Origin of the sequence: Streptomyces plumbidurans, from assembly GCF_019857225.1 — a bacterium.
In the GTDB taxonomy this organism is placed as follows: Bacteria; Actinomycetota; Actinomycetes; order Streptomycetales; family Streptomycetaceae; genus Streptomyces; species Streptomyces plumbidurans.
This window is the reverse complement of the sequence record NZ_JAFJSY010000018.1, coordinates 140,771-163,260: the sequence shown is the minus strand read 5'-3', so window position 1 is coordinate 163,260 and position 22,490 is coordinate 140,771. Positions and strand designations below refer to the sequence as shown.

The window sequence follows — 22,490 nt, the reverse complement described above, 5'->3', positions numbered from 1 at the left end:
ATGTCGCCGGGCGCCCTTTCGTTCGTGTACGGCCGTGCTGCGTACGACCATGCCGCGCACAGCCGCCGGGACGGCTAGCTCTGGTTCAGCTCGAACCAGACCACCTTCCCGGTGCTCAGCCGCGTCGCGCCCCAGCGTCTGGCCATCTTGTTCACCAGGTACAGGCCGCGTCCGCCCTCGTCGGTGGCGCGGGCCTGCCGCAGGCGCGGCAGTTGGGGCACGTCGTCGCCGACCTCGCAGCGCAGCACGTCGGTGCGCAGCAGCCGTAGCGTGACGGGACGGGAGGCGTAGCGCACGGCGTTCGTCACGACCTCGCTGACGAGCAGCTCGACGGAGTCGCTGAGGTCCTCCATGCCCCAGCGGGACAGCGCGCGCCGGGCGAGCCTGCGGGCGCGGCCGGGGGCGGCGTCCTCGGGCTCCAGGAACCAGTACGCCACGTCGCTCGGCGCGATCCCGTCGAAGCGGGCGGCGAGCAGCGCGATGTCGTCGTCCCGGTCGCCCGGGCCGAGCATGTCGAGGACCTCGTCGCACAGGGCTTCCAGCGGCGGCGGATGGTCCGGGCCGGTCAGCTGCGCGGTCGCGGCGAGCTTCTCGCGCAGCTGCTCTATGCCGGTCCACACATCCCGCAGGCGCGACTCGACCAGGCCGTCGGTGTAGAGCAGCAGGGTCGCGCCCGCGGGCGCGTCCAGCTCCACGGCCTCGAAGTCGACGCCGCCCACGCCGATCGGCGCCCCCGGCGGCACCCGCAGCACCTCGGCGCGGCCGCCCAGATGCAGCAGGACCGGCGGCGGATGGCCGGCGTTGGCGATGGTGATGCGGTGCGAGACCGGGTCGTAGACGGCGTAGAGGCAGGTCGCCATGCGGTCGGTGCCCAGCCGCTGGGCCTGTTCGTCGAGGTGGTGCAGGACCTCCTGCGGCGGCAGGTCGAGACCGGCCAGGGTCTGCGCGGTCGTGCGCAGCTGGCCCATGATGGCCGCCGACGTCATGGAGTGGCCCATCACGTCGCCCACGACGAGGGCGACCCGGCTGCCGGGCAACGGGATGGCGTCGTACCAGTCGCCGCCCACTCGGGCCGTCTCGGCGGCCGGCAGATAGCGGGAGGCCAGCCGTACGCCCGTGGGCCGCGGCAACGTCTCCGGGAGCATGGTGCGCTGCAGCTCGTCGGCGATGTACGCCTCGCGGCCGTACAGCACCGCCTTGTCGATGCCGAGCGCGCTGTGCGTGGCGAGCTGGGCGGCGACCAGGAGATCGTCCGCCTCGAAGGGGAGCCGCTCCGGGCGGCGCAGGAACAGCGCCGCGCCGATCACCCGGCGCCGGCCGCGCAGCGGCGCGAGGATCGCGCGCTGGCCGCCGGGCACCAGGAACTCGCCCGTGTCACCGAGGAGTTCGGGCAGGGCAGCCCGCGCGGCGGGCGCGTCCGTGAAGACCGGGCGCACCCCGCGCAGCACCTCGGCGAGCGCGCTGCCCGGCCGTACCTCGCAGATCTCGGCGCCGACCGCGTCGAGCCCGTTCATCTCCGGCGGCTCCGGCTGCAGGGCCGGCGAGAAATTGCCCTCGGTGTCGCGCTCCGCCGGAATCCGGTCGGTGCGCCGCAGCCGCAGCAGGAGCGGGCCGGTGGGCCGCTCGTCGCCGACGGGCAGCGGGTCGCGCAGGTAGACGAGGATCGCGTCGGAGAAGGTCGGCACGGTCGCCCGGCACAGCCCCATGACGATCTCGTCGAGGTCGATGCCGCGGGCGATGCGCCGGGTCGCGGCGCCCACGAAGCGCAGCCGGTCGCCGTCGCGCCGCATGGGCGTGGGCCGGCCGGGCACCGCTCCCTGCCCGCTGCGGCGTTCCGGACCGCCGCCGTCCTGGGTGCGGTCCTGGTCGCCGCCCGGCTGGCCGGGGATGGCCTCCGGTGCGGGGCGCGGGCGGTGGGTGCCTGGTTCCACGGCGGCGGGCTGCGAGTGCTCGGGGCCGGTGATGTCGGAGGGAGGCGAGGCCGGATCCTTTCCCTTGCCGCACGGCGTGGCCGTACCGGGCCCGGGCGGCGTCTCCCCGGTGCGGGCCTGTGCCGGTAAGGCAGCCGCCGGGGACTTCGTCGCCGGGGTGTGCAGGAGCGCCCCGCGGGGATCCGCGGGGTCGGCGCCCGGCTGCGGGCGCTCGAAGGACATGGAGTGCTCCGTCACGCGTGTCGAATCCGTCCGTCCGGGGCTGCGCCTGGCGTGCGCAGTTCGTCCCGCAGGAATCCCGATACCCGGAATACATGTCCCCGGAACGGAATTCCCGCGTGGTCAGAGGCTGTTCCTGTGCCGCGGGCACACCGACTGCGGGTCGCGGGGCGCGCCCCGGCGATGTTGCCCTCGTACCTCTCGCTCACGTCCTGCCGCCCCTCGGTGACGATCGGTCAAGCCCAGCGCATGCTGCGGGAGTTGCTACTGCACGCCCACCCGTCACCCGACCACCGCCCCTCAACGACGGTGCTGCGCACCGAAGCCTGACTTCATGTGGAGGACGATCCTACGGTTGCGGACCGGGGGCGCATCAAGGGTCTCATGTGGACACGTGCGCGGGCGTACGGTCCCAGTCCTCCGGCAAAGACGGTACAGCCCACGACGGATCAGGGCGCCAGTGCTGCCAGCCGTCGCTGAACGGCGGGCCCCAGGCGCGGATCACCTCCACCGCGGACCGGCCCGCCGCACGCACCTGCTCGGCCGGCTCGGGGGCCATCAGACCGTCCCGCTGGGCCTGCGCGAACTCGTCCTCGTCGCGCCAGTGCCAACTGCGGTCCGGATGCACGGAGATGTCGAGGAAGTGATCCTCGGAGTCCACCCCGCCCTCCCAACGCACCAGCGGGGCTTCGAGGTTGACGTACCAGTTCTTGAACCGCCAGCCCGGCTCCCAGAACAGCCACACCGACCACGGCTCGCCCGGCCGGGCCAGCTTCAGCACCCCGGTGCCGAACCAGCGGTCGCGCTGTACGGTGCGGGGCTTGGTGTAACGGGTCTCCAGCGGCTCGACATGCACGGGCGTGCCGTCGGCGAGCACCGGCCGCACGCACTCGGTACCGGGGGCCAGCCAGACGGCGAGCAGATCCGCGTCGTCGCGCACGACGGTCACGGGGCGCGCGATGTGGAAGCGCGCGCCGCCGTTCTCCCGGTACCGCCACAGGACCTGCGCCCCGGGGGCCCAGAAGGCCGTCGCACCGCCCGCCGCCGCGTCCGCTCTCACCGCTCCACCCTCTGCCATGCACAGATATTAGGTGCCATGGGCATACGACGCTGCGGCGCGCGTCACGGTTCGCGCCGCAGCGCCGAAACGTCACGGACGCGTCATCCGCAGGACATCGAGGGCCTCGTCCAACTGCTCCACCGTGAGGTCGCCGCGCTCGACGTACCCGCCGTCCAGGACGACCTCGCGGATGGTCCGACGCTCGGCCAGCGCCTTCTTCGCGACCTTCGCGGCCTCCTCGTAGCCGATGTACTTGTTGAGCGGGGTGACCACCGAGGGCGACGACTCGGCGTACTCGCGGGCCCGCTCGCGGTTCGCGGTGATCCCGTCCACGGTCCTGTCGGCCAGCAGCCGGGAGACGTTCGCCAGCAGCCGGATCGACTCCAGCACGTTCTTGGCGATCACCGGCAGCATCACGTTGAGCTCGAAGTTGCCGGCCGCGCCCGCGGTGGCCACCGTGGTGTCGTTGCCGGTGACCTGGGCGGCGACCATCAGCACCGCCTCGGGGATCACCGGGTTGACCTTGCCCGGCATGATCGACGAACCGGGTTGCAGATCGGGCAGGTTGATCTCGGCGAGCCCGGTGCGCGGCCCCGACGACATCCAGCGCAGATCGTTGGCGATCTTCGTCAGCCCCACGGCGATGGTCCGCAGCTGCCCGCTGGTCTCGACGATGCCGTCCCGCGCGCCCTGCGCCTCGAAGTGGTTGCGGGCCTCGGTCAGCGGCAGGCCGGTGACGCGGGCGACCTCCTCGATGACGGCGGCGGCGAAACCGGGCGGGGTGTTGATGCCGGTGCCGACGGCGGTCCCGCCGAGGGGCAGCTCCGCGAGCCGGGGGAGCGCCGCGTACAGCCGTTCGATGCCGTACCGCACCTGGGCCGCGTACCCGCCGAACTCCTGCCCCAGCGTCACGGGCGTGGCGTCCATCAGATGCGTACGCCCCGACTTCACCACGTCGGCGAACTCCTCGGACTTGCGCTCCAGCGCGGCGGCGAGGTGCTCCAGGGCGGGGATGAGGTCCCGGGTGACGGCGGCGGTGGCGGCGACGTGGATGGAGGACGGGAAGACGTCGTTGGACGACTGGGAGGCGTTCACATGGTCGTTGGGGTGTACGTCCCTGCCGAGCCGCTCGCTCGCGAGCGTGGCGACGACCTCGTTGGTGTTCATGTTGGACGAGGTGCCCGAACCGGTCTGGAAGACGTCGATCGGGAAGTGCTCGTCCCAGTCACCGCGGGCCACCTCGCCCGCCGCCTCCTGGATCGCCTCGGCGATGTCCTTGTCGAGCACCCCGAGCCGCGCGTTCACCTTCGCCGCGGCGCCCTTGATGCGGGCGAGCGCCTCGATGTGGGCGCGCTCGATGCGCATGCCGGAGATCGGGAAGTTCTCGACGGCACGCTGCGTCTGGGCCCGCCACTTGGCGTCCGCCGGAACGCGTACCTCGCCCATGGAGTCGTGCTCGATGCGGTAGTCGCTCATGCCAGTTACAGCGCCGCCGCGCCCGGGGGTGTTCCCGGACGCGGCGGCGGTACCTGATCGGAGCAGCGGGCTACGCCAGCCCGGGGCCCCGTACCGGGATCGTCGTGAACGTCGGCTGGGGCGCCGGGTCCTGGAAGAAGTCGTTGCCCTTGTCGTCGACCACGATGAACGCCGGGAAGTCCTCCACCTCGATCTTCCAGACGGCCTCCATGCCGAGCTCCTCGTACTCGACGACCTCGACCTTCTTGATGCAGTCCTGGGCCAGGCGCGCGGCCGGGCCGCCGATGGAGCCGAGGTAGAAGCCGCCGTGCGCGTCGCAGGCGTCGGTGACCTGCTTGGAGCGGTTGCCCTTGGCCAGCATCACCTTGGAGCCGCCCGCGGCCTGGAACTGCTCGACGTAGGAGTCCATGCGGCCGGCCGTGGTCGGGCCGAAGGAGCCGGAGGCGTAGCCCTCGGGGGTCTTCGCCGGGCCCGCGTAGTACACCGGGTGGTCCTTGAGGTACTGCGGCATCTCCTCGCCCGCGTCGAGCCGCTCCTTGATCTTGGCGTGCGCGATGTCGCGGGCCACGACCAGCGGGCCGGTGAGCGAGAGGCGGGTCTTGACCGGGTACTTGGTCAGCTCGGCGAGGATGTCGTCCATCGGCTGGTTCAGGTCGATCCGCACGACGTCGGACTCGTCGAGGTGCTCGTCCGTCGTCTCGGGCAGGAACCGCGCCGGGTCCGTCTCCAGCTGCTCCAGGAAGACGCCCTCGGGCGTGATCTTCGCGAGCGCCTGGCGGTCGGCGGAGCAGGAGACGGCGATGGCGACCGGGCAGGACGCGCCGTGCCGCGGCAGGCGCACCACGCGCACGTCGTGGCAGAAGTACTTGCCGCCGAACTGCGCGCCGATCCCGATCTTCTGCGTCAGCTCGAAGACCTTCTGCTCAAGTTCCTTGTCCCGGAAGCCGTGACCGAGCTCGGAGCCCTCGGCCGGGATCTCGTCCAGGTAGTGCGCGGAGGCGTACTTGGCGGTCTTCAGCGCGTACTCGGCGGACGTGCCGCCCACCACGATCGCCAGGTGGTACGGCGGGCAGGCGGCCGTGCCCAGCGAACGGATCTTCTCCTCCAGGAACTTCATCATGGAGCCCTCGTTGAGGACCGCCTTGGTCTCCTGGTAGAGGAACGACTTGTTGGCGGAGCCGCCGCCCTTCGCCATGAACAGGAACTTGTAGGCGCCGCCGTCGGTGGCGTACAGCTCGATCTGGGCCGGCAGGTTGGAGCCGGTGTTCTTCTCCTCCCACATGGTGAGGGGAGCCATCTGCGAGTAGCGCAAGTTGAGGTTGTGGTAGGCGTCGTAGATGCCCCGGCTCAGGGCCTCCTCGTCGCCTCCCCGCGTGAGCACGTTCTGGCCGCGCTTGCCCATCACGATGGCCGTGCCGGTGTCCTGGCACATGGGCAGCACGCCCGCCGCCGCGATGTTGGCGTTCTTCAGCAGGTCGAGGGCGACGAACTTGTCGTTGGCCGACGCCTCGGGGTCGTCGATGATGCGGCGCAGCTGGGACAGGTGCGCGGGCCGCAGATAGTGCTGGATGTCGTGGATGGCCTCCTCGGCGAGCTTGCGCAGCGCCTCGGGCTCCACCTTGAGGAACGTCCGCCCGTCGGCCTCGAAGGTGGAGACACCTTCGGAGGTCACCAGCCGGTAGGTGGTGGTGTCCTCTCCCATGGGGAGCAGATCGGTGTACGCGAACTCAGGCATCCTTGCCCATTCCTCACTCGACGGACGGCGGCCCGCCGGCATCGACGGGCGCTCACCAGCGTAGAACCTGCCCGGAGCGGCGGGCCTGTGAGGTTGTCCTCAGTGGGTCCTCGATGGGTTCTCGGTGGGTCTTCGCTGGGTCCTCGGTGGGTCTTCGGTGGGTTGTGCACAGGGGGTAGTCGCGATCTATCGCGTTTCGGTACGCTGCTGTCGTGGACCTTCAGAAGCAGTCGCCGCAGACGCAGTCCGAGCCCTCGCCGCCGGTGGCCGAGCTGCGCGCCTCGGACGCCGAACGTGACCGCATCGCCGACATCCTCCGCGAGGCCCTCGCGGAGGGCCGGCTGACGGCCGACGAGCACGCCGAGCGCGTGGAGGGCGTGCTCGCCGCCAGGACGGTGGGCGAGCTGGAGGTCTTCATCCAGGACCTGCCGGCCGCGCACCGGCGCCGAGCCGCGCCGTCCTTCGCCGCGGCCCCCAACCGCCCCACCATCGGCGCCATCCCGGCCGACCCCGACGAGAACGTGGTGGCGGTGTTCAGTACTGCCGTTCGCAGGGGCCGCTGGCGCGCGGGACGCCGCATCCACGCGTACGCGATCTTCGGCAGCGTGGAGATAGACCTCAGCGAGGCCCTCTTCGAATACCAGCAGGTCGTGGTCAAGACGATCTCGGTCTTCGGCAACGTGGAGATCCGCGTCCCGGAGAACGTCTCGCTGCGCGGCACCGGCGGCGGAGTGCTCGGCAACTTCGAGGTGGACACGCTGGATTCGACCGAACCGGACGCCCCTGTCGTCTACGTCGACGGGTGGGCCGTACTGGGCAATGTCGAGGCAAGGCCCAAGCGCGGCAAGCTCGTTGCGGACATTCTCGACCGTGTTCAGCGCAAGGTCGACAAGAATTTGCGCAAGCACCTAGATCGTTGACGGTTGTGAATCCGGCGGTTCGGAACTGAGTGCATAGGCACGCGCACAGCGGGTAGGCCTTGACGCATCGTCTCTCGCTCGCGAAGCCGTCGTCAGGAGTAGACCGTGCTGCAACCGCCGCATTCGTCCCTGCAGGTAGCTGCCGTGCCGGCCCAGCGGGTGCCAGTGCGGGACAGGGACCAAGACGCTCCATGGCACACCGAGGCGGTGTGCCGGCGCGACGAGGCAGGCCTGTTCTTCGCCCCTTCGAAAGAACCCACCGCCGCGAGGCTCTCCCGCGAGGAGGCGGCCAAGCGCGTCTGCGCCCGCTGTCCCGTCATGGTCGAATGCCGTGAGCACGCGCTCCTGCAGCCGGAGCCCTACGGCGTCTGGGGCGGCCTCACGGCGGCCGAGCGCCGAGTGGTGCTGGCGCGGCGCCGCCGTCGCGACATCGAACTGAAGAAGGCGGCGCGGGTGGAGCGCATACCGCAGGCGGGGTAGCCGCCCCCCTTGCCCATCAGCACACACGAGGCGGGCGCCCCCTTCCGGACCAGGGGGCGCCCGCTCGTCGTTCCGTGCCGTATTGCTCTCTTGGTCCGGACCGGGTTACTTCGCGCGGTCGAAGTCGATCGCGCTGTAGGCCCGCAGCTTGCTCAGCCGGTGCTCGGAGTCGATCCTGCGCACGGTGCCCGACTTCGACCGCATCACGATCGAGTCGGTCGTCGCGGTCTCCGAGCGGTAGCGCACGCCCCGCAGCAGTTCGCCGTCGGTGATGCCGGTCGCCACGAAAAAGACGTTCTCCCCGGACACCAGGTCGTCGGTCATCAGGACGCGGTCCAGGTCGTGCCCGGCGTCGAGCGCCCGCTGCCGCTCCTCGTCGTCCTTGGGCCACAGCTTGCCCTGGATGGTGCCGCCGAGGCACTTCACCGCACAGGCCGAGATGATCCCCTCGGGCGTACCGCCGATGCCGAGCAGCATGTCGACGCCGGTGCCCTCGCGCATCGCGTAGATCGAACCGGCCACGTCACCGTCGGAGATCAGCTTGATCCGCGCCCCCGCGTCCCGGATCTCCTTGATGATGCCCTCGTGCCGGGGGCGGTCCAGGATGACGACGGTCACGTCCTCCGGGGTGGAGCGCTTGGCCTTGGCGACGCGGCGGATGTTCACGGACACCGGGGCGTTGATGTCGACGAAGTCGGCCGCGTCGGGCCCGGTGACCAGCTTGTCCATGTAGAACACGGCGGACGGGTCGAACATCGACCCGCGGTCCGCGGCGGCCAGCACGGCGATGGCGTTCGGCATGCCCTTGGCGGTCAGCGTCGTGCCGTCGATCGGGTCGACGGCGATGTCGCACTCGGGCCCGGTCCCGTCACCGATCCGCTCCCCGTTGAAGAGCATCGGGGCCTCGTCCTTCTCGCCCTCGCCGATGACCACCACGCCGTTCATGGACACGGTGGACACGAGGCTTCGCATGGCGCGCACCGCGGCGCCGTCGGCGCCGTTCTTGTCGCCCCGCCCGACCCAGCGGCCCGCGGCCATGGCGGCTGCTTCGGTCACCCGGACGAGTTCCAGGGCGAGGTTGCGGTCGGGGGCTTCACTGGGGACTTCGAGTTCGGACGGCAAATGATGATGCTCGGTCATCGAGGCGCACCTTTCTGATACGACGACGGCCGGATGAGGGTTCGGCCCCGACTCTATCGTCAGTGCGACAAAATGAGCAGGGGACCCCACGGATGAGCGGACCGGGCACCTGCGACGATAGAGGGCGTGGCAGGTTCGAACGGCAAGCAGAAGTCGGTCCGGGACATGGTCCTCTCCCTGGGCCTGATCGGGATCGCGGCGGCGGTCATCTACGTCTTCATCCCGCACGACGACTCGGATACGGACATCAAGCGGGTCGACTACCGGGTCGAGCTGCTCACGGCACGTCGCGCCGCGGCCTACCCGGTCGCCGCCCCCGAGGGCCTGCCCAAGAGCTGGAAGGCGACCTCGGTCCGCTTCCAGGGCGACAAGTTCGACGCCTGGCACCTGGGCTTCCACGCCCCCGACGACCAGTACGTGCAGATCGAGCAGTCGACTCAGAAGCCCGCGGAGTTCATCGACGAGGCGAGCCAGGGCGCCGACGCGACCAAGGCCACCCAGAAGATCGCCGGCCGCACCTGGACCCACTACACCGGCGGCCGCTACGACGCCCTGGTGCTGCCGGGCAAGGGCTCGACCACGGTGGTCGCGGGCACCGGCTCCTTCAAGCAGCTGACCGAGATGGCCGCGGCGCTGAAGATGTCGTAGCCGTATGCGCACGCACGAGGGCCCCCGGCAGCACATCGCCGGGGGCCCTCGTGCGTGCGCGGGGGTTGCTCAGACCGTGGTGACGACCTGCTCGTAGCCCAGGCGCGGGGAGCGCGGGAACCAGGCGTCCTCGCCGGGCCTGCCGATGTTGACCACCATCAGCGGGGTGTGGTCGCCGTCCAGGAACTCCTTCTGGACGCCCGCGAAGTCGAGGCCGGTCATCGGGCCGGCCGCGAGACCGGCGGCGCGGACGCCGATGATGAAGTACGCGGCCTGCAGGGTGGCGTTCAGGGCGGCGCTGCCCTCGCGGATCACGCGGTCGCCGAAGACGGCGTCCTTGGCCTGCGGGAAGTGCGGGAAGAGCTCCGGCAGCTCCTCGTGGAACTCGTTGTCCGCGGAGAGGATCGCGACCAGCGGGGCGGCGGCGGTCTTCTTCTGGTTGCCCTCGGCCATGTGCTGCACCAGGCGCTCACGGGCCTCCGCCGAGCGGACCAGCGTGATGCGCAGCGGCGACTGGTTCATCGAGGTCGGCCCGTACTTGACGAGGTCGTAGATCGCCTGCACCTGCTCGTCGGTCACCGGCTCGTCGGTGAAGGTGTTGGCGGTGCGGGCCTCGCGGAACAGCAGGTCCTGGGCGGCGGAGTCAAGAACGAGAGACATGGCTGAACTTCCTCGGTAACGGTGTCCGGTCCCCAACCGGACCGCGGTCCGGTTAAGCTGACGAGCATGACCGTACGACAATGAAGTTCAAGCTTCAACAAAAACCGGGGTGTAGTGATCCGCTTCACAGCGAACCACGTTCTGGTGCGGCTTTTGCGGGGCGCTACTCGCCGCCCGCTTCGGAGCCCTCTTCCTCCTCGGCCAGCGCCGCGTCCAGCCGCGCGCGGGCCCCGTCCAGCCAGCGCCGGCACACCTTGGCCAGCTCCTCGCCGCGCTCCCAGAGCGCGAGGGACTCCTCGAGCGTCGTGCCGCCCGCCTCCAGACGTCGTACGACCTCGATCAGCTCGTCCCGCGCCTGCTCGTAACCGAGCGCCTCTTCGGCCACCTTGTCCGCCACCTTGCTGGTCATCGCCCCACCCTATGCATCGACTCGTACGGAGAACTCGCCCTCGGAGACCCGTGCCCGCAGCGTCTCCTGGGCCGTGACCTCGGCCGGGTCCCGCACCGCGTGGCCGTCCTCCTTCTGCAGCACGGCGTACCCGCGCTTGAGGGTGGCGGCGGGGGAGAGGGCCACCACGCGCGCGTGCGTGTGCGTCAATTCGGAGTCGGCGCGGTCGAGCAGATGCCTCAGCGTGCGCCGCGACCGGTCGGTCAGCGAGGCGACATGATCGGCCCGCTCGTCGATCATCCGGTGCGGATCCTCTATCGACGGCCGGGCGAGCGCATGGGCCAGCCCGCGCTCCTCCCGCTCGACGAGCGCCTCCACGCACCGCCGGGCACGGTCCCGCAGCAACCGCACGCGCTCGTACTCCTCACCCACGTCCGGTACGACCTTTTTGGCGGCGTCGGTGGGGGTGGAGGCGCGCAGGTCGGCGACATGGTCGAGGAGGGGGTTGTCGGGCTCGTGCCCGATCGCCGAGACCACCGGGGTGCGGCACTCGGCCACGGCGCGCACCAGCTGCTCGTCGGAGAAGGGCAGCAAGTCCTCCACGCTGCCGCCGCCGCGCGCGACGATGATCACGTCCACCTCGCCGAGCTCGTCCAGCTCCTTCACGGCCTGCACGACCTGCGGGACGGCGTGCACGCCCTGCACGGCGACGTTGCGCACCTCGAAGCGGACGGCGGGCCAGCGGTGCCGGGCGTTCTCCAGCACGTCCCGCTCGGCGGCCGACGCGCGCCCGCAGACCAGGCCGATCAGCTGGGGCAGGAACGGCAGGGCCTTCTTGCGCTCGGGTGCGAACAGCCCCTCGGCGGCCAGCGACTTCTTCAACTGCTCAAGGCGCGCGAGGAGTTCACCGATGCCCACGGGCCTTATCTCGGTGGCGCGCAGGGAGAGCTGGCCCCGCGGCGCGTACCACTCCGGCTTCGCGTGGACGACCACCCGCGCGCCCTCGCTGACGACGTCGGCCACCGCGTCGAACACCTGGCGATAGCAGGTGACGCTGATCGAGATGTCGTGCGAGGGGTCGCGCAGCGTCAGGAAGACCACCCCGGCACCGGGCCGCCGCGACAGCTGGGTGATCTGCCCCTCGACCCACACGGCTCCCAGCCGGTCGATCCACCCCCCGATGAGCCGCGAGACCTCACCGACGGGCAGAGGGGTTTGCGCGGACGTGTTGAGAGCCATGCCGCGAGGGTAACGGCCGCCGCTGACAACGCTGGTCATGGTTGCTCCAGGGCCGGTCACCCGAAGCGCGACCTCTGACCCGCCGGACGTGGCCCTACGATGGATCCATGACTGCTTCGTCTGGCCGCCGTGTCCTGCTCGCCGCCCCCCGGGGCTACTGCGCGGGTGTGGACCGCGCCGTGATCGCCGTCGAGAAAGCCCTGGAGCAGTACGGCGCTCCGATCTACGTCCGGCACGAGATCGTCCACAACAAGTACGTCGTGCAGACCCTGGAGAAGAAGGGCGCGATCTTCGTCGAGCGGACCGAGGAGGTCCCCGAGGGGAACATCGTGATGTTCTCCGCGCACGGCGTCGCCCCCGTCGTCCACGAGGAGGCCGAGCGCGGCCGCCTCGCCACCATCGACGCGACCTGCCCGCTGGTCACCAAGGTGCACAAGGAAGCCGTCCGGTTCGCAGGCGACGACTACGACATCCTCCTGATCGGGCACGAGGGTCACGAGGAGGTCATCGGCACCTCCGGCGAGGCCCCCGAGCACATCACGCTGGTCGACGGCCCCGAGGACGCCGCCAAGGTCGAGGTCCGCGACCCCTCCAAGGTCGTATGGCTGTCGCAGACCACGCTCTCCGTCGACGAGACCATGGAGACCGTGGACGCCCTCAAGGAGAAGTTCCCCCAGCTGATCTCCCCGCCCAGCGACGACATCTGCTACGCCACGCAGAACCGTCAGCTCGCGGTCAAGCAGATGGGCGCCGACGCGGAGCTGGTGATCGTCGTCGGCTCCCGCAACTCCTCCAACTCCAAGCGGCTCGTCGAGGTCGCCAAGCTCGCGGGCGCGCGCGAGGCGTATCTGGTGGACTTCGCCGACGAGATCGACGAGGCCTGGCTGGAGGGCGTGACCACGGTCGGCGTCACCTCCGGCGCCTCCGTCCCGGAGGTGCTGGTCGAGCAGGTGCTCGAGTGGCTCGCCGGACGCGGCTTCGAGGACGTCGAGATCGTCAAGGCGGCCGAGGAGTCCATCACGTTCTCGCTGCCCAAGGAGCTGCGCCGGGACCTCCGCGACGAGGCGGCGGCGCTGATCGCCGAGCGGACGGGCTCCTCGCGGGAGTGACCGTCAGTCGTCCGTCGTAACGTAGGGCCATGCAGATCTTCGGCGTGGACATCGGTGGATCCGGGATCAAGGGTGCCCCGGTGGACCTGGACAAGGGCGATCTGGCCGCTGAGCGCTTCAAGGTGCTCACTCCGCACCCGTCGACCCCCGACAGCGTGGCGGACGGCGTACGGCAGGTCGTCGAGCACTTCGGCTGGACGGGCCCGGTCGGCCTCACCTTCCCCGGTGTGATCACCGGCGGCTCCACCGTGCGCACGGCGGCCAACGTGGACAAGGACTGGGTCGACACAGACGCGCGCGCCCTGTTCAGCGAGCGCCTCGGCGGCCTGCCGGCGACGGTGGTCAACGACGCGGACGCGGCGGGCGTCGCCGAGATGCGCTTCGGTGCGGGCAAGGACCGCATGGGCACCGTCATCCTGCTGACCTTCGGCACCGGCATCGGCAGCGCCCTGTTCATCGACGGCAAGCTCGTCCCCAACACCGAGCTGGGCCACCTGGAGCTGCACGGCCACGACGCGGAGAAGCGCGCCTCCAGCAAGGCCAAGGACGACGGCGAGCTGACGTGGGAGCACTGGGCGCACCGCGTGCAGAAGTACCTCGCCCATGTCGAGATGCTGTTCTCGCCGGAGCTGATCGTCATCGGCGGCGGTGTCAGCCGCAAGGCCCAGAAGTTCCTGCCCTTCATCGAGGGCATCCAGGCGGAGATCGTCCCCGCACAGCTGCAGAACAACGCGGGCATCGTGGGGGCGGCGATGCACGCGGCGGAGAGCTGACTCTCCCGGTCAGGGCGCGGGCGGGCGGCGCTTGTCGGCCCGCCTGCGCATCAGGCCGACCTTCCGCACGGTCGCGATCACCCCGGCGACGAGCGTCCCCCCGTACAGCCACCCGGCCTGTGTCGCGAGCGCCGTCGCCATCCCCATCAGCCGGCCCGACAGCCCGCCGCTGCCGTCGGCCACGGGCAGCAGGCCCACGGCGTAGGCGATCGGCACGACGACGGGCGGCGCCGCCAGGTCGCCTCCGCGCACCCAGAGCGCGGTCAGCAGGCACACGGGCAGGAACAGCACGCCGTACACCGTCGGTGAGGCCTCGAACAGCATCCGGTCGAGGCAGCCGAGCACGAACATCAGCGTCCCGCAGAACAGGCCGCCGCCGAGCCCGGTCAGCCGCGGCTCGGGCATCCGCCGCGTCCGCACCGCCCGGCGCAACCGCCGTACCGCCTCGGCAAGCGGCGGACCGGATGGTCGTAGGCCCGCCGGGCGGTCGCCGGGGCGGGCGGCCTGGGAGCGCTGTACGGCGGGGCGCGCGACCGCGCCGGTGCCGCCGGCCGCCGCTCCGCTGCCGCCCCCGCGCTTCGCCTGTGGGGGCAGCGGGGGCCTGCCGCGTTGCGTTCCGTTGCGCGGGGGTGGCGTCCTGTGTTGCTCCACCGGACCAACTTAGGTGCGCTTATGTGCCCGATCGCGCCTCGGACACGCCGATGGGAAGAGCTTGGCCATGCGTTCGACGGGGCGCGGGGAGCTGCGGTGGTACGCCGTAGACTGGTGGATCGGCCCGCCCCCGCACCGCAGAAGGACCGGGCCCGCAGCCCCCAGTCCCCTGATGTCTCTCACGTACGGGAAGTCGCAACGTGTCGCTCACGATCGGAATCGTCGGTCTGCCGAATGTCGGCAAGTCGACCCTGTTCAACGCCCTGACCAAGAACGACGTGCTCGCGGCCAACTACCCGTTCGCCACGATCGAGCCCAACGTGGGCGTGGTCGGCGTCCCCGACCCCCGGCTCACCAAGTTGGCCGAAATCTTCGGCTCGCAGCGCATCCTCCCGGCGACCGTCGACTTCGTGGACATCGCGGGCATCGTGCGCGGCGCCTCCGAGGGCGAGGGCCTGGGCAACAAGTTCCTCGCGAACATCCGTGAGTCCGACGCGATCTGCCAGGTCATCCGCGCCTTCAAGGACGAGAACGTCGTGCACGTCGACGGCAAGGTCTCACCCAAGGACGACATCGAGACGATCAACACCGAGCTGATCCTCGCCGACCTGCAGACCATCGAGAAGGTCCTGCCGCGGCTGCAGAAGGAGTCGCGGATCAAGAAGGACATCGCGCCCAAGGTCAAGGCGGTCGAGGAGGCCAAGGAGATCTTGGAGAAGGGCGACACGCTCTTCTCCGCGGGCATCGTCCAGGGCGGCGAGCGCGCGGAACTCCTGCACGACCTGCACCTGCTCACCATGAAGCCTTTCCTCTACGTCTTCAACGTCGACGAGGACGAACTGGTCGACGACGACTTCAAGAGCGAGCAGCGCGCCCTGGTCGCCCCCGCCGAGGCGATCTTCCTCAACGCCAAGCTGGAGGCCGACCTCGCCGAACTCGACGAGGACGAGGCGCTCGAGCTCCTCCAGTCCGTCGGCCAGGACGAGCCCGGCCTCGCCACCCTCGCCCACGTGGGCTTCCGCACCCTCGGCCTGCAGACCTACCTCACGGCAGGCCCCAAGGAATCCCGCGCCTGGACCATCAAGAAGGGCGCCACCGCCCCCGAGGCCGCCGGCGTCATCCACACCGACTTCCAGAAGGGCTTCATCAAGGCGGAGGTCATCTCCTTCGAGGACCTGGTCGAGACCGGCTCGGTCGCCGAGGCCCGCGCGAAGGGCAAGGCGCGGATGGAGGGCAAGGACTACGTCATGCAGGACGGGGACGTGGTGGAGTTCCGCTTCAACGTGTGAATCCGTCGACCGGAGACCCCCTTCGATCTGTGTGTGTACAGGTCGGAGGGGGTCTTGTCGGTCGCTGACGCTCAGGGTGGGTTTGCGTCGGCGAGCCAGGTCGTCCGCGCGGACCCCGGTCACGGGCCCTGGGGGCAGTTATGGCGTGCGGCGTGCGGTGGCTCGCTGCCGGGCGCGGCCGATCATGCGCCGGCCTCGGGTGTGGCCGAGGGGGCGAAGTGCCGTCAGGGTTTGGGCGGGCCATGTCTGGCGGAGGCCGCCGAGTACCGCGAACCGTGTCCCGCATCCCTCCGGGACGGCTGCCATCCCGCCGACCACATACCGGCTCTGCATGAGGCACCAGCCCGGTTGCAGCACGACGTCGAACCGGGCGCGATGCCCGAAGGGACCGTAGGCCCAGGCGTGTTGCCGGGTGCCGGAGGCCGGCGACGTGACGAAGGCCCGCAGCGTCGGTACCAGGTGCGGCAGTTCGCCCTCCAGGTCGCTCGCCACCGCCCAGACATCGGCGAACGGGATGTCGAGGTGGGCGTCCGCGTACATGACGGCGTTCAGGCCCGCGGCCATGACGCGCAGCCGCCGCACGGGGTCGAGCTCGGTGGTCGGCCAGTCAACGCTCATCGCGCCCACGCCTTTCGGAAGCTGTGTCGGGCCCGGTGCAGACGCGACTTCACCGTGCCGCAGGAGATGTTCAGGAGTTGGCCCGCCGATCGCTCGTCGAGTCCTTCGAGTTCACGCAGCACCAGGACCGCGCGGTGTTCGGCCGACATCCGGCGCAGTACGTCACGCACGTCCGCGGCCACCTCGGCGCTGTGTGACGAGGGGACGTCGTCGAACTCGCCCACCGGGGTCTCGTGTTCGGCGCGCCGCGCCACGCGCACGGCCTCGCGCACGGTGATCGTGCGCACCCACGCGTACAGGGCGCGCGGGTCCTTCAGCCTGGGCAACCCCTGGAAGACCGCGATGAGCGCCTCCTGGACCGCATCGGGGCTCTCGGCCAGGGCGATCGGGCGGCACAGGCGGCTGACGTACGGCGTCAGCAGGTCCAGGAGGTCGTTGAGGGCCAGGGCGTCACCGGACTGGGCGGCCCGTACGAGCAGGGCCGCCTTGGCCCACGGGTCCTCCTCCGCCGGTTGCCGGGCACCAAGTCTGGGCCGCAGAAAGCCTGTGTTGGCTTTGTTCATGCGCCGCTCTCCTCCCCCACAGGTCGACGCTCCACACGCATCGGGGGTTGCGTCGGTGGAGCTACACAGGGACAGAGGGGCGCTTTCGGGCACGTACTCCCGGGATTGCGCAACTGGCCGGAACCGATGGAGAACTCCAGGGAGTGTTCCGGCCCCGAACGGCCTCTTCCTCTACGTCGACGATGCCGTCGCGGCGGTCTGCCATCGGGCCGCCGCGACACTCACGGGACATGGGGGGCGAAGCACGTGCAGAGGGAGAGGCGCCTCGATGTGCGGACCGACCGAGGCACGGTGCGTGGACAGGCCGAGGGTGTGCACGAGACGATCGCCGTGTTCCGCGGGATCCCGTTCGCGAAGCCGCCGTTCGGGGCCCTGCGCTTCGCCGCCCCCGAGCCGGCCGAGGTCTGGCACGGGATCCGTCCCGCCTTCGACTTCGGGCCTCCACCGCCGCAGCACGACCGCATGAACCCGGCCGTCTTCACAGGTCCCGGGGCCGACGCGGCTCCGGACTGTCTGACCGTCAACGTCTGGTCCCCGGACCCGGGCGCGGCCCGGCTGCCGGTCATGGTCTGGTTCCACGGTGGTGCCTACGCCTTCGGGCAGGCCGGCGATCCCGTCTACGACGGAGCGCGGCTCGCCTCTCGGGGTGTTGTCGTCGTGACGTTCAACTACCGGGTGGGCATGGAGGGGTTCGCCGAGATCGCCGGGGCGCCGTCCAACAGGGGGCTTCTCGATCAGGTCGCCGCGCTGCGGTGGGTCCGGGAGAACATCGCGGCGTTCGGCGGCGACCCGTCGCGGGTGACCGTCTTCGGCGAGTCGGCGGGGGCCGGATCGATCGCGGCGCTGCTCGCCATGGACGCGGCGGCCGGGCTCTTTACGCGTGCGGTGGCGCAGAGCGTGCCCGGTTCGTTCTTCTCGGCCGGGCTCGCCGCGGACATCGCGTCGGCCGTCATGGGCCGCCTGGGTCTGGCCGCCACGGCGGACGAGCTGCACGTCAGTGATCCGTATGCGCTCGTTCGGGCGGCGGCCAGGACCGCCGCGACCATGGTCCGGCGCGCGGAGCGGTGGGGCGTCGTCGCGTACGCGGAAACCCTTTTCTCCCCGGTCGTCGACGGTGTGACGCTGCCCTGCTCTCCCTGGGACGCCGTGGAGCGCGGCGCGGCCCGGGGTGTCGATCTGCTGCTCGGCCACAACCGGGACGAGTACCGGCTCTTCATGGCGAAGCGCGGCGAGTTCGGTGCGGTGAGCGCCGAGCGGGCGGCGCTGGCGCACCGGGTGTTCGGCGCCGACGCGGACAGCGAGCGCGCCTACGGCCGCGCCTACCCGGACGCCGGCACGGAGCAGCTCTACGAGCGTGTCGCGTCCGACTGGCTGTGCCGGATCCCGACCGTGCAGCTGCTGGACGCGCAGGCCCGGGCGGGCGGAAGTGCCCACGCCTATGAACTGCGCTGGCCGACGCCCGTGTCCGGGGGCCTCCTCGGCTCCTGTCACGGCCTCGACGTGCCGCTGGTGTTCGGCACCCTGGAGGCCCCGCTCGCCCGGCAGCTGCTGGGGGAGCGACCGCCGCGGGAGGCGGTCGAGCTGTCGGTCCGCATGCGCTCGGCGTGGACGGCCTTCGCGGCGACGGGCGATCCCGGCTGGCCCGCCTACGGTCTCGACGCCAGGAGGACGCAGGTCTACGACAGTGCGGACGCCGTGCTCGGGGACCCGGTGGCAGAATCCCGAGCGCTTTGGGAGAAGCGGCGATTCGGAGTGCTCGACCTGATTTAGTTTCCCGTTCCTGACGAGCCGTCTCGCACGGCTTGCGGCGGTGGTGTCAGTTCTTCCCGCGCAAAGTCTTTCGGTATTCAACGAAAAATAGCGGGAGGTGACGGGGGCTGACAGGTGCATATGCGCGCCGGTACGGAGAAGCGAAGGTCGTGCCCGATGGGGTTTTCTCGCGCGGCTGTCCGAAATTTTGCATGCGGTGCTAGGGTTGCGCCGGGCGTGCGGGAATCCAATTCGACATCGACGGGGGTCGGTTATTCGTGTTTCAGGGTTCTCCTCGCGAAATGGGAAGGTGTAATTCCGTTTCCGTTCTGCGTACGGTCCCGTCGGCGTCGGAGGCGCGGTGACCGGGGCGGGCGGAGCGAGCGCGGCCAGATGGGATCCCGAGGTGCTGGCCCGCCTGGTGGAGGGGGCGCAGATTGGCGACGCCCTGGCGATGGACGAACTGCTCGGCATCCTCGCCCCGTACGTCGGCCGGATCTGCGGCCCCGTGGCCCTGCAGGACGGGGCGGATGCCGCACAGGAGGCGCTCATCGCCGTCTTTCGCAACCTGCGCCAGCTGAAGACGCCCGCGGCGTTGCTCGGTTGGGTGCGGGCGATCGCGGTCCGTGAGGCGGTGAAGTTCGCCAAGCAGCGTCAGCGGCGCAACACCGTGCCCGTGGAATGGAGGACAAGCCCATCGCGGGGGATGTGCAACTCGCCTCCGACATCGCCGACGCGATGGAGAGGCTCGCGCCTGAGCACCGGGTCGTGCTGACCCTGCGTCATGTCGAGGGGATGAGCGAGCAGGAGGTCGCCGGACTTCTGGCGGTACCCGTGGGGACGGTCAGGTCCCGGCTCTTCCGGGCTCGACGGTCGTTCCGCGCCGCCTGGGACTGACGGTCGTTCGGCGGCGCTGGGGACCGACGGTCGTTCGGTCTCGTCCGGGTGCTGACAGTCATTCAGCGTCGTCCGGGACCGACCGGATCTCCACCCGCTGCCCCAGACGATCGAGAAGCTCCTCGTGCCGCTGTGCCGACCTTGTGCGGCGCACCCGGTCGAGCGCCCGGCCGCCGGGGAGGCGCAGGCTGCTGAAGAAGGCGAAGCGGCTTCCGTCCCCGTCGGGCATCGCGGCCATACCGCTGGTCAGGATCTTGCTCTGCATCAGGCACCAGCCGGGGCGCAGCACCACGTCGAAGTGCTCGCGGCGGCCGAGGGCGCCGACCGCCCGTCCGGACAGCCGGTCGCCCTCGGACGACGTGATGGTGAAGGAGCGCAGCCCTGGGACGAGATGGGGGAGTTCGTGCTCCAGATCCGAGGCGACGGACCACAGTTCATCGAACGCCGCACCGAAGTGCCGTTCGGCGAAGGTCGGGTGCTTCGTGGCGGACGCGATGACCTTCAGCCGCCGTACGGGATCGAGTTCGACCGTCGGCCAGCTGGGGTTCGCAGCGTCGGTCATTGCTGGTGCTCCCTCTGTGTGATGCGGAGAGAGTTGCATCGTTGCCTTGCGCAGTCAAGCGCCGGTCAAATGCCGGTGAAGGAAATGGCGGGACCACTCGCGAAAGGCGAGTCGGGGTCTGGAAAGGGAACGCAAGACTCGTCCGTGCGCGGGGGAGTGTTGCACTGTCGCGGGGCCTCTAAATCCATGAGGGGGGCGGGCTCGGGAACCGCCGACGGTTTGATGTCGGCGCCGACTGCCGCCCTGAGGGAATAGCCGAACGGCAATACTCATGAACGGGGAAAGAAACACTGTGCATTCCAGTGGGACAGTTCTCACGCTGCCGCGCGCTCTTTGCCGATCCGGGCCGCGGATACCTGGCGTCGGCTTTGCGACCGCGTCCGTCCACGAAGGACCGCCGGTCGCGGTCGAGGAGGCGGAGCGCCGGCTGTCCCTGACGATGCCGCCACGGCGCAGGGCCGACTTCCTGACCGGCCGCAGCGCGCTGCACCGTGCCCTGCGGGTCGCCGGGCTCGCCGCGGGCGCCGTACTGTGCGACGGGCCCCGACCGCTGCTGCCCGAGGGCATCTCGGCGTCGATCAGCCACTCCGGCGGGGTCGCCGTGGCCGTGGCCGGCCCTTCCGAGCAGTTCCGCACTCTGGGCGTCGACCTCGAACTGGGCGGCCTCCCTCAGGAAGCCGCCCATCTGGTGCTGCGCGGGCCCGAGACACGGCTGCTGCGCGGGGCACCCGACGCCGCGGCGCAGCGCCTGCTCACCCTGTACTCGGCCAAGGAGGCAGCCTTCAAGGCCCTCAGCCCGGTCATCGGCCCCGAGCTGCTCGGGCTGCGCGACATCCGCTTGGAGGCATCCGCAGACGGTTATCTCGCGCAAGCCACGCGCCGGCCCGGACCACTCCTGCACGTGAGTACGCGGCAGCTGCCGCAGGGCGTCCTCTGCTGGGCCGTTCCGCAGGGCTGAGCACGCGCACCGCACCCGCACCCCCCCTCGCCCCCACTTCCCTCTGCACCGAACACCTCATGACGGAGGCCGATTCGCCATGCACTCACCCCCTCTGCTCGCACCGACCCGGCCGGCGCGGTGGACGCCATCGGACTGGCGCGGTCACCCGGCCGCGCAGCAGCCCGACTGGCCGGACCCCGCGCTGCTGCGCCGGGTCCGCGCGCGGCTGGCGGGCACCGCACCGCTCGTACGGCCCCGCGAGATCCTCGACCTGCGCCCGGCGCTCGCCCAGGCCGCGCACGGCGAGGCGTTCGTCGTCCAACTCGGCGACTGCGCCGAGACGTTCGACATGCCGACGTTCGCCGGGATCGCGGCGCGCGTCGACCTGCTGCACAGCACGGCCAGGACGATCGGCCGCGCCCTGGGGCGGCCCGTGATCCCCATCGGGCGCATCGCGGGCCAGTACGCCAAGCCCCGTTCCTCGCCCACCGAGCGGGTCGGCGGCGTCCTTCTCCCTTCGTTCCGCGGCCACTTGGTGAACAGCCCGGAGCACGACGCCGCCGCCCGCGTCCCCGACGCCATGCGGCTGCTCGAAGGGCACGCGCACGCCCGTGACGTACTCGCCCTGCTGCGCGAACTCGCCGAGTCGGGCATGCCGCTGCCCGACTCGACTGCCGACGGCGCCCCCGCCTTGTGGACCAGCCATGAGGCCCTGCTGCTCGACTACGAGGAGCCGCTGGTCCGGCGCGATCCGCTGAGCGGGGCGGTGTGTCTGACGTCCACTCACCTGCCCTGGATCGGCGCGCGCACCTGCGAACCGGACGGGGCGCATGTGCGGTTCCTCTCCGGGGTGAGCAACCCGGTCGGCGTGAAGGTCGGCCCCGGCACGAACACGGAACGCCTCGCCGAGCTGTGCGCCCGGCTCGACCCGGACCAGCAGCCGGGGCGCCTGGTCCTCATCTCCCGGATGGGGGCGGACAACGTGGCGGAGGCGCTCCCTCCGCTGGTCGAGAAGGTGGCCCGGCTCGGCCACCCGGTGGTGTGGCTCTGCGATCCCGTGCACGGCAATACGTACACCGGCGCCACCGGCCACAAGACCCGCCACGTCGACACGGTGGCGGCCGAGATCCGCGGCTTCTTCGCGGCGGTCCGCGCCGCCCGGGGCCGGCCCGGCGGCATCCACCTGGAGGCCACCCCGGCCGATGTCACCGAGTGCGTGGGGGGTCTCGCGGGAATCGCCGAGGACGATGTGCCGCTGCGCTACGAAACGGCCTGCGACCCGCGCCTGAACGGGGCGCAGACAGCCGAACTCGCTTCGCTGACCGCGGGATTGTGCGCCCAGGGCTGAGAGCCGGTCGCGGCCACGGCCCCGAGTATGCCGATGCCGCCGGACCCGAGGGGTTCGGCGGCATCGGCGTGCGGGGGTGCAGGCCCCACGGCTGA

23 protein-coding genes are annotated in these 22,490 nt (G+C 70.8%); 11 read left to right on the top strand and 12 right to left on the bottom strand.

Features of this window, described 5'->3' with window-relative positions:
* Positions 1-74 precede the first annotated feature (74 nt).
* The 4 genes from JYK17_RS15510 to JYK17_RS15495 form a co-directional block, all read right to left on the bottom strand.
* On the bottom strand, positions 75-2,153 hold the full coding sequence (locus tag JYK17_RS15510) for a SpoIIE family protein phosphatase (protein WP_241662317.1): 2,079 nt from the start codon (positions 2,151-2,153) through the stop codon (positions 75-77).
* 379 nt (positions 2,154-2,532) lie between these two features.
* The gene (gene fomD, locus JYK17_RS15505; RefSeq protein WP_108013903.1) at positions 2,533-3,228 is read right to left on the bottom strand and encodes a cytidylyl-2-hydroxypropylphosphonate hydrolase; all 696 of its coding nucleotides are present in this window, start codon (positions 3,226-3,228) and stop codon (positions 2,533-2,535) included.
* Positions 3,229-3,300: 72 nt separating this feature from the next.
* Positions 3,301-4,686, bottom strand: a complete 1,386-nt coding sequence (locus JYK17_RS15500; RefSeq protein WP_222810560.1) for a class II fumarate hydratase — start codon at positions 4,684-4,686, stop codon at positions 3,301-3,303.
* A gap of 70 nt (positions 4,687-4,756) precedes the next feature.
* Positions 4,757-6,421, bottom strand: coding sequence for a fumarate hydratase (locus JYK17_RS15495; RefSeq protein ID WP_128802024.1), 1,665 nt, complete (start codon positions 6,419-6,421; stop codon positions 4,757-4,759).
* Between the two features lie 212 nt (positions 6,422-6,633).
* Here JYK17_RS15495 and JYK17_RS15490 point away from each other — a divergent pair, with 212 nt between their 5' ends.
* Complete coding sequence (locus JYK17_RS15490; protein ID WP_128802023.1) at positions 6,634-7,341, top strand: DUF1707 SHOCT-like domain-containing protein; 708 nt, start codon at positions 6,634-6,636, stop codon at positions 7,339-7,341.
* A gap of 105 nt (positions 7,342-7,446) precedes the next feature.
* Positions 7,447-7,821 (top strand): WhiB family transcriptional regulator, encoded by a 375-nt coding sequence (locus JYK17_RS15485; protein ID WP_108013907.1) that lies wholly within the window; start codon positions 7,447-7,449, stop codon positions 7,819-7,821.
* Between the two features lie 105 nt (positions 7,822-7,926).
* Here the strand turns inward: JYK17_RS15485 and glpX are convergent, their stop codons facing one another.
* Positions 7,927-8,961: a class II fructose-bisphosphatase gene (glpX, locus tag JYK17_RS15480; RefSeq protein ID WP_108013908.1), complete on the bottom strand. Its 1,035-nt coding sequence runs from the start codon at positions 8,959-8,961 to the stop codon at positions 7,927-7,929.
* Positions 8,962-9,087: 126 nt separating this feature from the next.
* On the opposite strand from glpX, the gene JYK17_RS15475 reads away from it, so the two are divergent.
* The gene (locus tag JYK17_RS15475) at positions 9,088-9,609 is read left to right on the top strand and encodes a DUF4245 domain-containing protein (protein WP_108013909.1); all 522 of its coding nucleotides are present in this window, start codon (positions 9,088-9,090) and stop codon (positions 9,607-9,609) included.
* Positions 9,610-9,678: 69 nt separating this feature from the next.
* On the opposite strand, the gene JYK17_RS15470 is transcribed toward JYK17_RS15475, so the two are convergent.
* The 3 genes from JYK17_RS15470 to xseA form a co-directional block, all read right to left on the bottom strand.
* Entirely contained in the window at positions 9,679-10,269 is a 591-nt protein-coding gene (locus JYK17_RS15470) for a malonic semialdehyde reductase (protein ID WP_108013910.1), read from the bottom strand.
* A 163-nt stretch (positions 10,270-10,432) separates the two neighbouring features.
* Complete coding sequence (locus tag JYK17_RS15465; RefSeq protein ID WP_181362542.1) at positions 10,433-10,678, bottom strand: exodeoxyribonuclease VII small subunit; 246 nt, start codon at positions 10,676-10,678, stop codon at positions 10,433-10,435.
* A gap of 9 nt (positions 10,679-10,687) precedes the next feature.
* A complete protein-coding gene (xseA, locus tag JYK17_RS15460) occupies positions 10,688-11,896 on the bottom strand; it encodes an exodeoxyribonuclease VII large subunit (protein WP_108013911.1) in 1,209 nt (402 codons plus the stop codon).
* Between the two features lie 107 nt (positions 11,897-12,003).
* Here xseA and JYK17_RS15455 point away from each other — a divergent pair, with 107 nt between their 5' ends.
* Together JYK17_RS15455 and ppgK are read left to right on the top strand one after the other, a co-directional pair.
* Entirely contained in the window at positions 12,004-13,005 is a 1,002-nt protein-coding gene (locus JYK17_RS15455; protein ID WP_108013912.1) for a 4-hydroxy-3-methylbut-2-enyl diphosphate reductase, read from the top strand.
* A 29-nt stretch (positions 13,006-13,034) separates the two neighbouring features.
* On the top strand, positions 13,035-13,778 hold the full coding sequence (ppgK, locus tag JYK17_RS15450) for a polyphosphate--glucose phosphotransferase (protein WP_128802021.1): 744 nt from the start codon (positions 13,035-13,037) through the stop codon (positions 13,776-13,778).
* Between the two features lie 9 nt (positions 13,779-13,787).
* On the opposite strand, the gene JYK17_RS15445 is transcribed toward ppgK, so the two are convergent.
* The gene (locus tag JYK17_RS15445) at positions 13,788-14,429 is read right to left on the bottom strand and encodes a DUF6542 domain-containing protein (protein WP_222810559.1); all 642 of its coding nucleotides are present in this window, start codon (positions 14,427-14,429) and stop codon (positions 13,788-13,790) included.
* 200 nt (positions 14,430-14,629) lie between these two features.
* Between JYK17_RS15445 and ychF the strand changes: the two genes are divergently transcribed.
* Positions 14,630-15,718, top strand: coding sequence for a redox-regulated ATPase YchF (gene ychF / locus JYK17_RS15440; protein ID WP_108013915.1), 1,089 nt, complete (start codon positions 14,630-14,632; stop codon positions 15,716-15,718).
* Positions 15,719-15,856: 138 nt separating this feature from the next.
* On the opposite strand, the gene JYK17_RS15435 is transcribed toward ychF, so the two are convergent.
* Both JYK17_RS15435 and JYK17_RS15430 read right to left on the bottom strand, forming a co-directional pair.
* Entirely contained in the window at positions 15,857-16,336 is a 480-nt protein-coding gene (locus JYK17_RS15435; protein ID WP_128802020.1) for a hypothetical protein, read from the bottom strand.
* Entirely contained in the window at positions 16,333-16,899 is a 567-nt protein-coding gene (locus JYK17_RS15430; protein ID WP_222810558.1) for an RNA polymerase sigma factor, read from the bottom strand. Before JYK17_RS15430 ends, JYK17_RS15435 begins: the two co-directional genes overlap by 4 nt.
* A gap of 270 nt (positions 16,900-17,169) precedes the next feature.
* Between JYK17_RS15430 and JYK17_RS15425 the strand changes: the two genes are divergently transcribed.
* The 3 genes from JYK17_RS15425 (at position 17,170) to JYK17_RS40535 (ending at position 19,545) form a co-directional block, all read left to right on the top strand.
* Positions 17,170-18,669 carry a carboxylesterase/lipase family protein gene (locus tag JYK17_RS15425; RefSeq protein ID WP_308011687.1) on the top strand — a complete coding sequence of 500 codons (1,500 nt, stop codon included), beginning with the start codon at positions 17,170-17,172 and terminating at the stop codon, positions 18,667-18,669.
* Positions 18,670-19,054: 385 nt separating this feature from the next.
* A complete protein-coding gene (locus JYK17_RS40540) occupies positions 19,055-19,423 on the top strand; it encodes an RNA polymerase sigma factor (protein ID WP_261995789.1) in 369 nt (122 codons plus the stop codon).
* Positions 19,330-19,545 carry a sigma factor-like helix-turn-helix DNA-binding protein gene (locus tag JYK17_RS40535; protein ID WP_308011686.1) on the top strand — a complete coding sequence of 72 codons (216 nt, stop codon included), beginning with the start codon at positions 19,330-19,332 and terminating at the stop codon, positions 19,543-19,545. Before JYK17_RS40540 ends, JYK17_RS40535 begins: the two co-directional genes overlap by 94 nt.
* A gap of 58 nt (positions 19,546-19,603) precedes the next feature.
* On the opposite strand, the gene JYK17_RS15415 is transcribed toward JYK17_RS40535, so the two are convergent.
* Entirely contained in the window at positions 19,604-20,107 is a 504-nt protein-coding gene (locus JYK17_RS15415) for a hypothetical protein (RefSeq protein ID WP_128802017.1), read from the bottom strand.
* 439 nt (positions 20,108-20,546) lie between these two features.
* On the opposite strand from JYK17_RS15415, the gene JYK17_RS15410 reads away from it, so the two are divergent.
* Both JYK17_RS15410 and JYK17_RS15405 read left to right on the top strand, forming a co-directional pair.
* The gene (locus JYK17_RS15410) at positions 20,547-21,065 is read left to right on the top strand and encodes a 4'-phosphopantetheinyl transferase family protein (protein WP_222810556.1); all 519 of its coding nucleotides are present in this window, start codon (positions 20,547-20,549) and stop codon (positions 21,063-21,065) included.
* A gap of 79 nt (positions 21,066-21,144) precedes the next feature.
* Entirely contained in the window at positions 21,145-22,395 is a 1,251-nt protein-coding gene (locus JYK17_RS15405) for a 3-deoxy-7-phosphoheptulonate synthase (RefSeq protein ID WP_222810555.1), read from the top strand.
* Positions 22,396-22,490: the final 95 nt, after the last annotated feature.

Coding starts and splice junctions, on each gene's coding strand:
- JYK17_RS15510 (WP_241662317.1), bottom strand. CDS start 2,153: ATGTCCTTCGAGCGCCCGCAGCCGGGCGCCGACCCCGCGGATCCCCGC.
- fomD (WP_108013903.1), bottom strand. CDS start 3,228: ATGGCAGAGGGTGGAGCGGTGAGAGCGGACGCGGCGGCGGGCGGTGCG.
- JYK17_RS15500 (WP_222810560.1), bottom strand. CDS start 4,686: ATGAGCGACTACCGCATCGAGCACGACTCCATGGGCGAGGTACGCGTT.
- JYK17_RS15495 (WP_128802024.1), bottom strand. CDS start 6,421: ATGCCTGAGTTCGCGTACACCGATCTGCTCCCCATGGGAGAGGACACC.
- glpX (WP_108013908.1), bottom strand. CDS start 8,961: ATGACCGAGCATCATCATTTGCCGTCCGAACTCGAAGTCCCCAGTGAA.
- JYK17_RS15470 (WP_108013910.1), bottom strand. CDS start 10,269: ATGTCTCTCGTTCTTGACTCCGCCGCCCAGGACCTGCTGTTCCGCGAG.
- JYK17_RS15465 (WP_181362542.1), bottom strand. CDS start 10,678: ATGACCAGCAAGGTGGCGGACAAGGTGGCCGAAGAGGCGCTCGGTTAC.
- xseA (WP_108013911.1), bottom strand. CDS start 11,896: ATGGCTCTCAACACGTCCGCGCAAACCCCTCTGCCCGTCGGTGAGGTC.
- JYK17_RS15455 (WP_108013912.1), top strand. CDS start 12,004: ATGACTGCTTCGTCTGGCCGCCGTGTCCTGCTCGCCGCCCCCCGGGGC.
- ppgK (WP_128802021.1), top strand. CDS start 13,035: ATGCAGATCTTCGGCGTGGACATCGGTGGATCCGGGATCAAGGGTGCC.
- JYK17_RS15435 (WP_128802020.1), bottom strand. CDS start 16,336: ATGAGCGTTGACTGGCCGACCACCGAGCTCGACCCCGTGCGGCGGCTG.
- JYK17_RS15430 (WP_222810558.1), bottom strand. CDS start 16,899: ATGAACAAAGCCAACACAGGCTTTCTGCGGCCCAGACTTGGTGCCCGG.
- JYK17_RS40535 (WP_308011686.1), top strand. CDS start 19,330: ATGGAGGACAAGCCCATCGCGGGGGATGTGCAACTCGCCTCCGACATC.
- JYK17_RS15415 (WP_128802017.1), bottom strand. CDS start 20,107: ATGACCGACGCTGCGAACCCCAGCTGGCCGACGGTCGAACTCGATCCC.
- JYK17_RS15410 (WP_222810556.1), top strand. CDS start 20,547: ATGCCGCCACGGCGCAGGGCCGACTTCCTGACCGGCCGCAGCGCGCTG.
- JYK17_RS15405 (WP_222810555.1), top strand. CDS start 21,145: ATGCACTCACCCCCTCTGCTCGCACCGACCCGGCCGGCGCGGTGGACG.